A 15,097-nucleotide genomic window follows, 5' to 3' on the forward strand; every position below is an offset into this window, starting at 1 on the left:
ATATTCGATGACAACGATCACCCTGCATCCCGGCGATAACCGCCTGACGCTTCGCCGCCTGATCGATGAGGGTGTGCGCGTGCATTCGGTGGTCACCGATCCACCCTACGGTCTCGTGAGCATCCAGAAGCGTTTCGGCAAGCAAGGGTCGAAGGCTGCCCGCACCGAGAAGAACGACGGATCATTCAATCGGCTGTCCAAGGGTTTTATGGGGAAGATTTGGGACGGCACCGGCATCGAGCGCGATCCGGAATTCTGGAAGCTGATTTATGACATCCTTCTACCAGGCGGTTACGTGTTCGCATTCAGCGGCTCGCGCACCGGTCATTGGCAGGCGTGCGCCATGGAGCTTGCCGGCTTCATCATGCACCCGATGCACGGTTGGTGCTTTGGATCGGGATTCCCGAAAGCACATGCTGCTGACAAGGCAATCGACAAGGCGCTCGGTGATTTCGGCGGCACGATCGATGGTCAATATTTCCCCGTGAGTGACGAAGCCGTCGAGTGGGAAGGATGGGCTTACGGCACTCAGGCGCAGAAGCCAGCCCTTGAGCCGATCTACCTTGGTCAGAAGCCGTTCGACTGCAAGACTGGTGCAGCGAACCTCCTGAAGCACGGCGTCGGCGCGGTGAACATTGACGGCTGCCGTGTTCCATCGGAGCCTAGAACCTATGATCTAAAGGGTGGCGAAAACCTCAATAAGTTATCTCGTGAAGGTTCTGGTGATGCGGATGAAGCTCGCGGCTTGGGTGCATACGGCGTCGGAGCGAAGCAGGTCTCGATTGGACAGGTCACTGTGGAAGGCCGTCATCCCGCCAACCTGATCCTCGACGGATCGCCAGAAGTGGTTGCCATGTTTCCTGCTAAAGCCGGCGCTGCGGCACCTGTGAAGGGCACCGAACCATCTGGCGTGACCAAAGAGATCTACGGGAAGTTCAATGGCCGGACTCCCGGCACGTTCTTCAACGACGAAGGCTCAGCAGCGCGCTTTTTCCACCAATTCGGACCTGACGCCGATCCGCTGATCTACCACGGCAAGGCGGGTAAAGCCGACCGCGCTGGCGGTAATCATCCCACCGTCAAGCCGATCGCCCTCATGCAGTATTTGATCCGCCACATCACGCCTCCCGGTGGAACTGTGCTCGATCCTTTCGCCGGGAGTGGCACAACAGGTGAAGCGGCCAAGCGCGAGGGCATGAACTGCATCCTCATGGAAGCGGAGCCCGAATACATCGAGTTTCTGGAAAAGAGGTTCGACATCGCAAAACCGGAGTTCGACTTCGACGACATCCTCGGCGAAGCCATGCCCGTCAAATCAACAAATAGTGGAGTTCTGTTCGATGACATTCTCGGTTCTTGAAGAAGGCAATAAGCTGAACGACATCGCCACCAGTCTGTCTGCCCAACTGAAGGCGCTGACGGACGCTCTGGTTGCGCAGGGAAAGCACGTGACCATCCTCGTCACCGAGCGGGAAAGCGATGACCAAGCCATCTCTTATGCCGTCGTCAGCACGATCGACGATCACGAAGAACTGATGACCATGGTGGAAGACGTTTCTGACGATCTTCTCGCGCCATATGCGGAAGATTTCGGCGACGGTAATGACGAGCAACAGGAGCTTCCTTTTAAGGCCGAGACGATCCAATGAGGAAGATCGAGGTCACTCCTTCGACCGATTGGCCGGTGGGCCGGAAAATAGTTCTGCTCGATGCTTACCTGCAGAACCCTATCACGGTCAAAATCACGCGCCACCCTAACGCTGACCACCTGATCTGCGAGGATGAGCGAGGGGTGGTCTATTACGCTCGAACCGACAGGGTTGAACGCTTTGTGAACGAGCCGATCGATTCAGTTGATGACTTTTCAGACATACTCGGTTAAGGAAAACGAAACTTTTGTTCTTGATCTGTTCTACTTTCTGTGAATATAATCCTAGCCAGCAATTTCGCAAAAAGGAGTGAGTGCATGTATCGAGTAAAAATGACGCAAGCCCTTGATTTCGTGAAGGTCCGTGGTGGGGAGATCGACTACTGGCACGGCGATGGGAACAATGGGGAGTGGGGAGAAGGCTGTGCGGAGGGCCGCAGGCGCGCTAGCGACCTTGTCGGGTTCATGCAAGGTCAGAACGACCCCTCCCTGCTCAATCGCGTTGGAAAAGCCATTGTCGGATCCGGAAAATATGGCGCTGTCGAAACAGGGTTTTTTCAAGAGATCGGGAACAACCTGATCTAAGCGGGGTCGGCCGGCGTCATAGTCCAGACAGTGACAATGTGATCATGACGCCGGCAGCAAACGACCCAAGACCAACAGACGTTATCAGCCAGAAAATATTCCCTTTGGGCACGATGCCGCGCTCGGTGCCCGGCGCAAGGACGACAAGCGCTCCTGCGATCATGAGGCACCAGACAACGAACGCCGTCACCGGTGAATCTACAGCCCATTCCGGACGCAATACCCGCACGCCGTCATAGGTGGAGTTCCACCTGATGATGTTAGTCCAGAGCCGCCAGAAGGCCGTGCATGCGCCGATTCCGAAGATTGCCACTGACAGAAAGTTCGGGCCCGCCTGACCGCCGTCCTTGATCGCGTCATACGCCGGCACAGTCCATCTGATCATGATTGCAAAGAACACCCCGAGCATCAGGTTAGAGGCGATTTCGAGCATCATCACCGGCCCGAACATCGGCAGGATGATCCAGAAGCTGAGAGCGCCGATCAGAGCGATCATGGCCGCGGTATTGTTGGTGATGCGCTTCACGAGCGGCCTCCATTGAAATTTTTGAGAGTCAGTTCGGCCAGGGTCGTGTTTAGGTGAGCGGCTTTCCGCTCCATGTTCAGTAGTGCTTGTATGAAATTCGTCTGCTCGCGCTTGCTTTCCGCCGCCAACGGCTTGTTCGGGGGCTCGGCGGCCGGTACGTCGCTCACTATGACCACGTCCCGCGTTCTGGATTTGCTTCGCGTTTTCGTGGCAGGCTTGCTCTTGAACCAATCACGCAGTGCCATCATTTGAGATTCCTCTGCACGATCGCCAGTGTGGTGTTCACCGCATCGGTCGCGTTCTGGATGGTTACGGTGACCTTCTGAATCGCCTCCATGGCGCTTCGCGTTTCCAGAAGGCGGGCTTCCTGCAATTCAGCATTCAGTTTGCGTTCTGCAGCGATCTCGATCGCATGGCGCGTGCGCTCGGCCACCATGTCCTCATCGAATTCATCGCGCATCGCCTGGATAAACTCGTCACGCGCATTCAGTTTGCGCCACAGGACAATCGACACGCCGACGAGAAAGAGCACCAAGACGATCGTGGCAACGTGCACGCCCTGCTTGTCTGCCAGGTCTATGAGCTTGTCGGCGCTTTCCATGGAATCAACAAATCCACTTTTTGTGGAGTTTGGTCAAGCTGAAACTGTAGGGAAGCGGCCTCTGAGCATTGACGTTGGCGACGGTCATGGCCAAACATGGGGCGGAGACAGCCGTGAAGCGCTATCACAGGAAAGACGAGATGAAGATCGACTGGAATTACATACAGAAATATTGGGATTGGCTTGGACACATTGTTGAGGGATTGGTGATGTCGCTTATCGTCACAGCGATATTTGTCTTCGCAGTCCCGCTCAAACTCGCCGCTCTTATCGGTCTTGCGTTCTCGATAGGACACTTTCACGGGCGAGAAAAGCGCGACTACGAGCGATCCGTCGACATGAAACCCCCACACCTGAAAGGCTATCTGATGTGGAGATGGAACGCCGATCAGATCACTGATTTCTGGCCTACTGCTGTTGTGCTCCTGATCGTCATGCTCATTGTGAACGGCATGTGATTTAGACAACCAAAGGCAAAGTCCTGCGCCCTATCTCTGCCAGACGATGCCGGTGCGCTTTACCGAAGCCGGATTCCCCGCGAGCAACACATTCGGGGGGAATTTCCCACTAACCAGGGCTCCGGCTCCGACGACACTGTCAGCCCCAATTTGAGACCCTTTCAAGACGATCGATCGCATGGCGAGCCACACTCTGTCACCGATTACAACGCTTTTGGAAGGGTTGAGTAGGTCGCCGCTCCCCTCGTCGAAAATGTGGTGAAGGTCTGTCGCGTATACGGCAACGTCAGCCAGTAGACAGTTCGATCCGAACGTTACCGAACCCTCCCAACCGGACCGTATGTCTACTGCAGCATTGCAAACGAAATCATCGCCAATGACGATCGATGAGTTTTGCTCTGCCACTATTTTCCCTTTGACAACAGCGTTGTCACCAATGGTCACGGAAGCCCCTAATTTTACGCTGATGGTTGCGCGGTCCAGTGTGCAATTTTTACCGATCTTTATTGAACCTTTTCGGTCGCCTTCCTCATCAATCGCAATAAGCGACGAGACCATTTTCAAACCGTCATCGATATCGAGGTTTTTGGTTTCTTCCAGTGTTTGATACCAGTGACGCATCTCATTCTCCGATTAGAGCTTTTCACTGCCTACACAAACGGAGGACGTTAGAAAAGTAGTAGCTTGCACTTGGTCAAATTTGTACGTCCAAAGGATTTGGCTACTAGAAATCACTTATGCAAATTAAGGTTTACGTAAAAAATTCATTGCGATCTTAACGTGACGATAATATGACACGCAACCGTCACATTCAATCACAAGTCGAAGGTATCCCTGATCAATGAGACCTTTTCTGAACGCGCTGGATAAGGCGATAGCAACACCTGTTGAACAAATGATCTTGAAAACAGGTGTGTGCCCGTTTTGGTTGAAGTCGTCTAAATTGAATGAGCGATACACCCTTGTTGTTCCCTGCTTCAACATGGAACGGTATCTCGACAAATTCTTGAAGTCTCTGACCTCGCAAACATCTGGCACCGATGGCATCGAGGTCATAATCGTGGATGATGGTTCAACCGATCAGTCCGCTGTGATCGCCAAGCGGTGGGCAGAAAGATACCCATCGCTGATAACTTATCATTACCAGGAAAACCAGGGCTTGTGCGCTGCGAGGAATACGGGGCTTCGCTTGGCCACCAACAAATGGGTCTCGTTTCCTGATCCTGATGACCTATTCCACCACCGGTATTTCGAAACGATCGACAGGTTTTTGACCAGAGAGCGGCATCGCAACCTTTCTACGGTGTGCTGCAATTTTGTGAGGTTCTTCGAAAAATCCGGCAAGAAGAAAGACGACCACGCACTGAAGTTCCGTTTCGGCGCCGGAACCAAGCTTGTTCGCGCACATGACATGGGCGACATGATGCAGTTGGCGATCAACAGTGCATTCCTCCTTCGCGAGCGCATGGTGGAAGGTGGCTTCACATTTAACCCTCTCATAGTTCCAGGCTTCGAAGACGCAGAGGTAGTTAACCGCTACTTGATCAAGCAGCCAGAAAGTTGGGTCGCCTTCCTTCCTGGGGCAAAATATTACTATTGCAAGCGGGCAGACGAGTCTTCAATGCAGGACACCGCTCGCACCAAGAAGTCGTTCTATCTCAATCAGCCGAAATATGGCTGGCTCTCGGTCCTCCGCGAAGCCAAAGAGAGCCGCGGCGAGATACCCAAATTCATTCAGCGCACCGTTCTTTATGATGCCATTGGACATTTTCGTAATCATCTGAAACGCCCTCAGTCTCTAGGGTTGCTTACCGATGACGAGAAGCAGGAATACAAGGCCACGATGGCCGAGGCCATGTCCTATCTCGACCCGAAATTAATCGCGTCCACCGATCTCCCCGGTCTGTTCGAAGACCTGCGAGTTGGCATTTTGAATCTCTACTTTGGTCAACGTCGATGGGCCACCAACGCCTACATCACTCACTACGATGATCAGAAAAATCTGATGCGTATCTCTATGTATGTATCATCAGACGACAACGATCCGGTGATTATGAATGACGGGTTCGAAGTTCACAAAATCCATATGAAGAAAATCCGCAACACGTTTGTCGGCGATACCTTCTTTTATGAGATTGCTTTTTGGGTGCCGGTCGATCCTGGGCGATATACAGTCAATCTCCCGGTTGGGAACGCGAGATTTCGTTTCAACGGAAAAACGTTCAATAAAGGGATCACGGCAAAAGAAATTTTGTCCCACTTTGGGCGTAAGCCGAAGCTGAAAGGCATAAAAGCCCGTTTGGCACGCAGGTTTGATGATGCGTGGTTGTTGATGGACCGGATCGACAAGGCCGACGATAACGCTGAGCACTTCTACAGATATCTGATGAACAATCGGCCTGGTGGAAACTACTATTTCGTGATCAGCCGAAACTCCCCTGATTGGGCGCGATTGAAGGCTGAAGGGTTCCGGCTCATTTCCTTCCGTTCTCGCCGCCACTTGGCTGCCCTACAGCGTGCAAAATACCTCATTAGCTCACACGGCGACGCTTATGTGAGAAAGCCATTCAAGGCCGCGCACCTGCGAGACAGCAACTATAAATTCCTTTTCATCCAGCATGGGGTGACGAAGGACAATCAGGCGGAATGGTTCAACCATATCATGCCAGCGCTCTTGGCAACCGCTACACCAGATGAGTACCAGAGCATCGTGTCGAAGGATTCCGAATATCATCTGTCGGAGAAGGAGGTGTATCTTACAGGCTTCCCCAGGCACGATACCCTTTTGGATATCGCTCCGTCGCGTAAGACAATATTCGTCATGCCAACCTGGCGCGAGTCCCTCAGCGGGAAGGTGTCGCGCCCCGGCGTTCGAGAACTGAAGCCAGGCTTCGAAAAGTCCGAATACGTCACACGGTGGGTTGGGCTATTGAATTCTCCGAAACTGGCGCAGATTGCTCGCGATAACGGGTTGCAAATTGTTTTTTGCCCCCATCCCAACTTGGCACGGCACCTGTCAGCTTTTCAGATTCCTAGCTCGGTAAAGACCGTGTTCGTAGATAGAATTAAGTCACTGCAGCCGCATTTTGCGGAAATGGCTGTCATGGTCACTGACTTTTCGTCTGTTGCATTCGACGCGGCAGTCATCGACAAACCTGTGGTCTATTATCAATTCGACAAAGACACGTTCTTCGCCGGCCACATCTACAGACCGGGGTACTTCGACTATGAGCACCATGGGTTTGGGCCCGTTGCCATGGATGAAGAATCCGCGCTCGATGCGATCAATAAAGCGGCGGCCGATTTGGAGGACCGTGTATACCATGAGAGGCGCATCAAGACGTTCCCCTTCAAGGACGGTAAGTCCAGTGAACGCCTTTACGATGCAATCCTCAATATAAGCTGAAGATGCCGATCAATAGGCAAGACATCAATGCAGCGCAAACGCTCAGGGTTTTAATATGTCCTGAGCGCTTGGGTTTCACGAAATCAGGGTGAAATGTTATGCCGCTAAGCCATAGATACTCCGAACAGCATCGTTCGCCGTCACTATGGTAAGGGTGTTCGAAGTCGGTATCGTGCAATCAACTTTACCTTGAATTGTCTTTACGGTCACGTGATCGCTACCAACATTCCACCTTCTGGTCGTGTTGAACGGGACAGCCCTTCCAGATGAAAAGAAGCCTGTTCCGACCGCACCAGTTTGCACTTCGAGCGCAGCGAACAGCGTAATGTCAGTAGCCAGCGTTATCGTTCCGGACGATACGTTACCGTTGAACAAAAGTACACGGCCATTGATCGAGTTCAGCGAAGTCAGTGCAGACTGATCGCCGATATCGGCGGATGTTCCCGCCTGTACATCGTTCCCGTCACAAGTGTTGGACTGAGATCCTGTCGGGAAGTAGATACCATACGAATAAGTATTAGCGGCACCGCTTCTTTTGACGGTATTGGTTTTAACCGAACATCCGCCGCCAGTAATACGAATAGCACTATAAGCACCATTGTTCGAAGCAGAAGCGCCAGTAACCTTGTTGAGACCAACGAAGACGTTTGTAACGGTGGTAGCAGAAACGTTGATCGCTTCCTGCCCCGCGTCGTTGATTACATTGTCTTCGGCCACATGGCCGCTTCCGTTGGAAATATAGATCCCAACGCCAGAAACCCCAATCACAGAATTCTGAATCGCTCTCACATTAGTGGGATTGATCGCGCCATCCCAGGAAATCTGGATGCCGAAGTCAGAGCAACCTCCGAGCACGTTATTGTAGGCAAACACCGTGTTGTCGCAGGCCCATGATAGAATGCCGCGGGTGCCGGCAGAAATGATCGTGTTGAACAGTGCGAAACTGTCCTTCCAGCGCTGAGGACGAATGGCGTAGCCTGTCGGCGCATTAAATGTGCACTGAATAACTCTAATATTCTTGTGCGGCGTCGGCGGCGTAGAGTGAGATCCCACACCGCTCTGACCTCCATCGAAGTACACATTGCGAATAGTTATGTCTTCACACGGGGTATCATCATAGGGACCATGTGCCGGATATCCGACGTTATTGCTATAGTCGATCTGAACGGCTTCGAAGTTACCACTAGCTGGATAGAGACGGTCCGTAATCCTGATGTTCTCAATAAGCGCTCCACGCGTGGAATTAATCTCCATTACGTGTGATCCGTAGGAGTTTGTTATCTCCCCAACGCCGGTTGCGCCGATGTAAAGGCCATTTTGATGAGCGCCGACCCAAAGGGCTGTCGTTATGGTTGTTCCTACGCGTCCGCAGTCAACAACGCCCTCCAAAACAATGCTGACGTTCTTGCACCCAGCGTACCCGCCAGGGCGGGTGCCGTCGCCGTTGATGAAGATGTACCCATCACTGCCGGTCCGTTTTAAAGTGGCGCCCTTACAGATTTCCAGGTGGAAGTTGTTATGAACAAGTGTCCGCCCGGACTTTTCGTAAACACGCCCCCCACCTGGCAGCTTCATTCCTACGCCAAACAATTCGGAGTATTTTACCATGGCAGCGAAGGCTGCGGATGAGTCAGTTCCAGCGGCAGCTACAGCGCCAAAATGCAGAGGCGTAATGCTGTCTTTCTCGATCAGTTGCCACCATGCCCCGTCACTGGTTTGAAACTTTCCGGCATGGGTGGGCTCGCTATCTGTTTTCACGTAAAAACCGCCGCCTTCGTCACCGACAGCATAGTACCCATTGACGCGGATCGCATTAATGCCCGTGGGGATTGTCAACGCCGGCATGCCCATAACCGTCGCATAGATCGGTACGTTTCCCTGCGATACCGCGTCACTGGCGTAACCTGCCGCAATGTCACGTGCTGCCTCAGACCTGTCGGCCTCATCCCTCGAACGGTTGGCTTCGTTCGTGACTGACGCAATAAGACCGGTTGCGGCGTCCTCAAACATCTGTTCGACGTTCGAATCGATCTCGGCATCCTTGTCTTTCAGAAACTTTCGAATAGTCGGAACATCGATCCCCCCACTGGTCGTGAAGGTCTGGTTGTCAGAACCATTCGTAAACCGGTCCATCCGTTCTTCGTTCTGCTTGAAGCGTGGGATACCAAGGTTGAGAGCGAGTTGAGCCATGGATAGCGACCTTTATGGGTAGCCGATAACCTGGCCGTAGTCGGCCTCAGGCATCGAAACATTGATGATTTGATCGAGCAGGTCTTCGTAGAAGGGGAACTCGTCGAGCGAGATGGGGCCAAGGTCCACGATCGCCTGCTCGTCTTGAGTCAGGAGCGGCCCTGCTGTTTGCTTGACGTAGAGGAAATTGGTCGCCGCGTTCAGCTTGCGGATCTCGACTTCAAACGAGAATTCCTGCCAAGCGTCCGTCTTGAAATCGATTTGGGATGCCGGCGTTATCCGTACATATGGAAAGTAGTAGCTGATCGACGGACCAACTGGATTTTTGGAAATGTAACGGAGAGCGCCGACGACCTCCCTGCTGCTCTCCGTAGCGTCAACAGACGCCGAGGTGCGCCATTGAAATGAAACCGATACGGTCTCCCCATCATCAACGTCGGGAGCCTCGTCGAGGACGTAGAAGCGGCCTTCTACACGATCGAGGATGAAGTTCGTGAGCTTGTCGACCGGCGAGCCGGAAAGGGTGAACTCGATGTCCGGTTCAACGTGACGAACCCCGAACGGCTCGGCGCTGGTGCCAAGCTGATACCACCGGCCCCTTTTTACCTTGATCGACTCATTGATCGTTCCGATGGCAAGCTGACCGACATCATTTGGGTCGGAGCCAAACCACAGAGCGATGTTTTCCATCGAACTGTTGTCGGTAGTGATGTCAGCAGTCTGAACCTCGCGTGTGATCAGGCTACCGATCTTTATCTGCTGACCACCGTAGGACGTGAAGCGCTCAACTTCCTCCACCGTCCTTGAGAGGGTAAAGCCGGGGGTGTTGCCTAGATAAAGCTCACCTTCTCCCTTGAGAGTGCCAGCGGCAAAACGGTCGAAGTATAGTTCGCCTCGACCGATCATCAGGGTTGCGTTGGACGTAGTTGTCAAAGCGCACGCCCCTCGCGGTAAGCCTCGACATATTTGTGGACGGCGCGCCGGCCGAAGTAGAAGACACCTGCGCCCGCAGCAGCCATGAGCAGCCAAGGGAGGACAGGTTGAACAGTTTCAAAAATCGTGCGGACCTGCGTGACACCGTTGGTGATGTCGTCAAGGCTGGCAGTTCCATCGGTGATGCCACCGAACAGAGCGCCGCCGAAGATGGTCATGCCGATCTTTTTCAGCCACGAAGCTTCCTTCACAACCGGTTCGGTCTTCAGGTCTTTCTCGGTTGCGTTCTGGCGGGCCGGCGCCATCTCGCGCTTCGGCGCCTTCACCAATTGCGCAATAAGCTCGTCGGTGATCTCGCCCGTCAGCGGCAGATTGTTGTCGGCCTGGAAGGCTAGAATGGCATTGCGCGTGCGCCGACCATACTTATTGTCGGACTCACCCACCTCGGGGTAACCCTTATCCCACAACAGGTCCTGAACGCGCTCAACCAGCTTATCGTCCTGCTGGACAGGTTTGGGTTCAGGAACAGGTACGTTGACAGGAGTAGCGACTGCTGAGACCGTTTTAAAAATCTTTTTGGCTTGCGCAAGATAATCGCGAGATTCCGACAGCCCGTTAGAGCCGCCGTTGATCTTCTTGCGAACCGCAACCACATCGTCCTTATCGGCAAGGGCGTTGCAACCGCGGTTGCGCCACTCGCGCACAGCGCTTTTAAATGCGGTCACCGGATCGCGCAGGCCCTCAGGGTTATCTGCGAAGCCCATCTTTTGATAGTTTTCGCGTCCCGTGGTCTGCATCATGCCGCCACCACGGTACTTCCATCCGTCACCGGCCTGTATATTGCCGAGGTTCTTTTTCCCCCAAGCGCCGCCGTAGACGATGTTCGCGATTTCTTCCTGTTTGGCTTTGCGATTGCCGAACCGACCTAACCGCTTGGCATCGGCTTCCGAAATGCGATGGCGACCGAAGGTATTAAGAAGTCCATCAACAGAGTAGTTGAGGCTTTCTTCGACAGCCTTGAGCCCCCCGGTCTCAGTGGCAATCTGCGAAAGAAAATGCTGGACCCGAAGGGGTGTAACAATGTCACCTTCAAGCTCGGCATAGTCCCAATTTTTAACAATCGCATCAACCAGAGCCGGCTTCGCGGATGGGCAAAGTCTCTTGATCTGTGCAGCGGTGGCCACGGCAAACTCCTATGGTTTGCCAACAAATACCACAATTTGTTGATTAATCCACTTTAAAGTGATCTTGTGAGCGCAAAGCGGTACTTTTGAAATGAAGCAAGGCCGTCTCGAATGGCTTCGAGTTCGACAAACATGTCACCGACCAGCGTGATATCGGTCCAATCAAACTCACGGAAATTGTCCGTTATGTCGGGGTATGTCTCGATCAAGGTATTGCTCGAATTGTAGAACCTGAGAGTGTAGGTCGTGCCAGGCTCTGGCCCAACATCAGCATCCCAATGGCTCACGACCTGGTCCGACTGAAGCTTACGATCACGGTGAGCCCAATCAATTCTGAAGTCTCCCTCGATCTCGTCCACCTCAAAAGCAGGTGTCGAATTCACCTTGACCGCCCCTGGTACGTAAGGGCGCCCTTGCCGTCCCACGAACGTCAGAGTGTCCGTGGGAGCCAATGTAGGATCGAGCGTGGCAGACGAACTGTTGGAGAGCAGTTTGGCTTCAGCTACGTCGCTCGTGACGTATTCGCGGGAATCGGTCCCGACATACTCACCCAAGAAAATGATAGTCGTGTTGTCTGCATGAGACGTGGGCACCGTATCAACACAACCGCGCTTTACGGTAATTGTCCCACTGTCGCCGGCCTCATCAACATCGATGCTAATTACCTGAAGAATTTCCGTTCCAATCTGGACAAGGCTGCCCGAGACCATGAGACCGAGATCCACCGCATTGTCGAAAGCAACTGTTGTATCGTAGTACCCGATGGCACCGTCACAGTGAGCGCTCGGGGCAAACGCCTCGCTCCCCCTTACAACAAATTCCTCGGTCCCGGTTCGCGATGCGATCGAATAGTTCAGCAGCATCTGCGACGGGCGGACAGCCGCTGAAACTAGGGCCGTCGAATTTACGTCCAAAATCGCCAGATCGGCAGGAGTCAACTGGCCGACTAACTCCTGGTATGTCGCCTCCCTCACGACCCTAGTGGTTATCACTTGAGGCGTGGAAACGGGAGGAACCCACCCCGGTGTTTCCGGAGAAATAAACGCTGTTGACGACAACCCGAACACATCCAGCGCAGCTTCGACCGTGATGGTCCCATCCCTTAAAGTGCCGTCATTTATCTTGCCGGCGCGCAGCACTAGGTTCTGTATACCCATGTCGGGATCCGAGGCTCGAAACACTTTACCGGGATGTATGCGCCATGCCCGTCGATCGAGCTTGACAGTGTACCTGTTGGTGCTGGCTGAGAGAGTGCGGAGATCGCGCTGAGCGACACGGGCAGCCAGTGACAACACCGGGATTCCGTCATAGGTGTTCGTCTTGGAGCTCGTTCCCTCATTCGACTGTATCAGTGCCAGGTTCTGAGCCCGCACTTCCTGCGCACCATTCAGCAAAACATCTTTGTATTTGACGATGACCTCGCTGATTGCATCTGCCTGGGTTGCGGCTTCCGATTGGTCAACTGACAGAAGCCCGCTATTGCGATCGAACAAGGGCAAATCATTGACGTTATAATCGTCTCGAATCAGGTCAAGCTCAAGCAGTCCGGTTTCTCTGCTGACGTACAGTGTGCCGCCGATGTGATCGAGAATTTCTTGGATGAAACTTTCAAGTGAATCCTGCCTCGACCACCTAATACAAAGTCCGAAACCTTCGTTGAACAGCGTGGTTGCGCTTTTGAACCAGCTTGCTTCTCCTATGCGGGAGCGATCATATCCCCTACCCCAAGCGCGGTTGGTAACGCATTCGTACAGGATGTGCGCAGGATTCATAGAGCGGATCTGACCGTCAGCAAGCCAAATGGTAGCGAGCCCCGGTTGCCAAACTGGACCATCCCAGCCTGCTGTCGTTCTTCGTAAGCGGAATGCCCACTTTTTAGGATAGGGATTCAAGGCGCAGACCATGCCGTCGAAAACGGCTGTCACAACACCTCGGAAGTCCGGAACGTCACCTCCCAACAAACTTTTGAACCAGCCGGGATATGACTGAGAGGCGCTTCCCATCATTACGGTGAGCGAACCCTGAATACCACCTTCAGCCTTTTCGCCACCGAACAACTCGGGAGCGTTGATAGTGGTTGAGCGGTCTCCTGTGATCGACGAATCATAGTAACCGCCACCCTCAACGAAAGGCCAAGCGCTTTTATCTGCGGCCTTGATCTGAACGATCTCATCGACAGGGCCGCGGCAGAGCCCGTACTGGACAGTCAGAAAATATCGATAGCCGATAGTTTGGCTTTTACCCTTACCGCCCATCTTCAAACTCCTTCCGAGCTTGTGCTGTAACTCTCAAAGCGAGCGGATCCCCTGTGCCTTCCATCTTCTCAATCGGAATACCGTTGGCGATGAAATCGGCCCAATCGAAACCGTGACGTGAGAACCACTCTCGTGTTCCCCCAGCGCAAAGATTGGCGGCTCTGATATGGCGCATTAAAACAATTATTGTCATTTCTTCCCGCCACCTGATTTGATTGCTGAGCTTCTCAAGTTGCCATACCAGAGAATGAACTGGTCCTCGGTCCACACATCACCGAAGACAACCGGCTGGGGCGTACCTTCATCGAACTGCGGAAAGTCGAAGTCCTCTAACGCAGCCGGCTTCTGTGCCTCTGTTTTCGGCGTCAGCAGAACCTGGATGGCATAGGAGGCGATAAGCATCCCCAAGCCCCAAAGAAAGTTGATGAAAGCGTAGACCGGCTTGATCTCGCCGCTCACCATCATCTCGACGGTTAACACCTTTAGGTCGCTCATCAGAACACCGGATCGCCGTTGAACGGTGATTTTCCTGGCATATGCGGAACGCCACCGAAATTTGGAAGATTATTGAATTTGTTCTTGCAGTCTTCGCGAGTACGCGAGCAACCGGGATACGCGGTAATCAGGTCGCCAGCTTGAAGCCCTGAAGCTGTCCCAAAGATATTGAAACTGAGCCCGAAGTGGTTCTCAATTCCCCGGCGTTCGATTGCTCCGGAAAACCGAGGGTATTCAATAAAACCGTTCGAGAAGTAAGACACTGGCAGCCAGCCGATATCTGCTGAAGTTATCGTGCTTCCACTGATGGCATCGATCTCAAAGGTGATGCCATAGGACGCCTTAGGCACCCTGCAACTAATGTCATAGAGCGCGTGGGGGCACTGTCTCCCCCAACTCAACCGCAAGCCGTTTCTGTTGAAGCCTGAGGTCAACATCTTTAGAGAAATTTCGACCGAGACGGTATCAATCTGTTTGCAACTTACCGCATATCCCACCCAAACGATCGGTGCTTCTGTCTCGCCACGGTGATGGCGCCGGATCAGCAACCACACCTTCTCACTAGGCGGTTGGCCGTTCAGCATGATGGCGACCGGAAGCGATTTCGGAAGCGTGACCTTCATTTCGTCTGAAGACGCATCGCCAGACTGCTCGACACCTGAATCGCTGATCGGCGTAGCAATATAGGTCTCGTCGCCAAGCTCCGTATCTTCGTCGTCGGTCGAGTACTTCCAATTGGCCGTCCCGAACGTGAATTCGTATAGAGCGATCGGCTCACCGAGATTGTTGGAGCGTTCGGTTACGTCATGACTCATT

The 15,097-nt window shown here is 53.3% G+C and carries 17 protein-coding genes; 6 read left to right on the forward strand and 11 right to left on the reverse strand.

The window, feature by feature from the left end; genetic code table 11:
* Positions 1-7: 7 nt before the first annotated feature.
* From ACQZ6D_RS05680 to ACQZ6D_RS05695, 4 genes are all read left to right on the forward strand, one after another.
* Positions 8-1,360, forward strand: coding sequence for a DNA methyltransferase (locus ACQZ6D_RS05680; protein WP_448729696.1), 1,353 nt, complete (start codon positions 8-10; stop codon positions 1,358-1,360).
* A complete protein-coding gene (locus ACQZ6D_RS05685; protein WP_448729697.1) occupies positions 1,341-1,649 on the forward strand; it encodes a hypothetical protein in 309 nt (102 codons plus the stop codon). Before ACQZ6D_RS05680 ends, ACQZ6D_RS05685 begins: the two co-directional genes overlap by 20 nt.
* On the forward strand, positions 1,646-1,882 hold the full coding sequence (locus tag ACQZ6D_RS05690; RefSeq protein WP_448729698.1) for a hypothetical protein: 237 nt from the start codon (positions 1,646-1,648) through the stop codon (positions 1,880-1,882). Before ACQZ6D_RS05685 ends, ACQZ6D_RS05690 begins: the two co-directional genes overlap by 4 nt.
* An 84-nt stretch (positions 1,883-1,966) precedes the next feature.
* Positions 1,967-2,233: a hypothetical protein gene (locus ACQZ6D_RS05695; RefSeq protein WP_448729699.1), complete on the forward strand. Its 267-nt coding sequence runs from the start codon at positions 1,967-1,969 to the stop codon at positions 2,231-2,233.
* 16 nt (positions 2,234-2,249) lie between these two features.
* Here ACQZ6D_RS05695 and ACQZ6D_RS05700 read toward each other — a convergent pair whose 3' ends face one another.
* Genes ACQZ6D_RS05700 through ACQZ6D_RS05710 form a run of 3 tightly spaced genes read right to left on the reverse strand, consistent with a single transcriptional unit; the run spans position 2,250 to position 3,360 of the window.
* The gene (locus ACQZ6D_RS05700; RefSeq protein WP_448729700.1) at positions 2,250-2,759 is read right to left on the reverse strand and encodes a hypothetical protein; all 510 of its coding nucleotides are present in this window, start codon (positions 2,757-2,759) and stop codon (positions 2,250-2,252) included.
* Positions 2,756-3,007, reverse strand: a complete 252-nt coding sequence (locus ACQZ6D_RS05705; protein WP_448729701.1) for a hypothetical protein — start codon at positions 3,005-3,007, stop codon at positions 2,756-2,758. Before ACQZ6D_RS05705 ends, ACQZ6D_RS05700 begins: the two co-directional genes overlap by 4 nt.
* A complete protein-coding gene (locus ACQZ6D_RS05710) occupies positions 3,004-3,360 on the reverse strand; it encodes a hypothetical protein (protein WP_448729702.1) in 357 nt (118 codons plus the stop codon). Before ACQZ6D_RS05710 ends, ACQZ6D_RS05705 begins: the two co-directional genes overlap by 4 nt.
* A gap of 140 nt (positions 3,361-3,500) precedes the next feature.
* On the opposite strand from ACQZ6D_RS05710, the gene ACQZ6D_RS05715 reads away from it, so the two are divergent.
* On the forward strand, positions 3,501-3,818 hold the full coding sequence (locus ACQZ6D_RS05715) for a hypothetical protein (RefSeq protein WP_448729761.1): 318 nt from the start codon (positions 3,501-3,503) through the stop codon (positions 3,816-3,818).
* Between the two features lie 30 nt (positions 3,819-3,848).
* Here the strand turns inward: ACQZ6D_RS05715 and ACQZ6D_RS05720 are convergent, their stop codons facing one another.
* A complete protein-coding gene (locus ACQZ6D_RS05720) occupies positions 3,849-4,439 on the reverse strand; it encodes an acyltransferase (RefSeq protein WP_448729703.1) in 591 nt (196 codons plus the stop codon).
* Between the two features lie 220 nt (positions 4,440-4,659).
* On the opposite strand from ACQZ6D_RS05720, the gene ACQZ6D_RS05725 reads away from it, so the two are divergent.
* Positions 4,660-7,224, forward strand: coding sequence for a CDP-glycerol:glycerophosphate glycerophosphotransferase (locus tag ACQZ6D_RS05725; protein WP_448729704.1), 2,565 nt, complete (start codon positions 4,660-4,662; stop codon positions 7,222-7,224).
* Between the two features lie 96 nt (positions 7,225-7,320).
* Here the strand turns inward: ACQZ6D_RS05725 and ACQZ6D_RS05730 are convergent, their stop codons facing one another.
* Genes ACQZ6D_RS05730 through ACQZ6D_RS05760 form a run of 7 tightly spaced genes read right to left on the reverse strand, consistent with a single transcriptional unit; the run spans position 7,321 to position 15,096 of the window.
* Positions 7,321-9,414 (reverse strand): hypothetical protein, encoded by a 2,094-nt coding sequence (locus ACQZ6D_RS05730; RefSeq protein WP_448729705.1) that lies wholly within the window; start codon positions 9,412-9,414, stop codon positions 7,321-7,323.
* 12 nt (positions 9,415-9,426) lie between these two features.
* Positions 9,427-10,347, reverse strand: a complete 921-nt coding sequence (locus ACQZ6D_RS05735) for a phage tail tube protein (RefSeq protein ID WP_448729706.1) — start codon at positions 10,345-10,347, stop codon at positions 9,427-9,429.
* Positions 10,344-11,531 carry a peptidoglycan-binding protein gene (locus ACQZ6D_RS05740; protein ID WP_448729707.1) on the reverse strand — a complete coding sequence of 396 codons (1,188 nt, stop codon included), beginning with the start codon at positions 11,529-11,531 and terminating at the stop codon, positions 10,344-10,346. The genes ACQZ6D_RS05735 and ACQZ6D_RS05740 overlap by 4 nt, the downstream gene beginning before the upstream one ends.
* Positions 11,532-11,584: 53 nt before the next feature.
* The gene (locus ACQZ6D_RS05745) at positions 11,585-13,786 is read right to left on the reverse strand and encodes a phage tail protein (protein WP_448729708.1); all 2,202 of its coding nucleotides are present in this window, start codon (positions 13,784-13,786) and stop codon (positions 11,585-11,587) included.
* A complete protein-coding gene (locus ACQZ6D_RS05750) occupies positions 13,776-13,979 on the reverse strand; it encodes a hypothetical protein (RefSeq protein WP_448729709.1) in 204 nt (67 codons plus the stop codon). Before ACQZ6D_RS05750 ends, ACQZ6D_RS05745 begins: the two co-directional genes overlap by 11 nt.
* Entirely contained in the window at positions 13,976-14,281 is a 306-nt protein-coding gene (locus ACQZ6D_RS05755; RefSeq protein WP_448729710.1) for a hypothetical protein, read from the reverse strand. Before ACQZ6D_RS05755 ends, ACQZ6D_RS05750 begins: the two co-directional genes overlap by 4 nt.
* The gene (locus ACQZ6D_RS05760) at positions 14,281-15,096 is read right to left on the reverse strand and encodes a phage BR0599 family protein (RefSeq protein WP_448729711.1); all 816 of its coding nucleotides are present in this window, start codon (positions 15,094-15,096) and stop codon (positions 14,281-14,283) included. Before ACQZ6D_RS05760 ends, ACQZ6D_RS05755 begins: the two co-directional genes overlap by 1 nt.
* Between the last annotated feature and the right edge of the window lies 1 nt (position 15,097).

The sequence above is a fragment of the Agrobacterium sp. 22-3639C2 genome, from assembly GCF_053522105.1.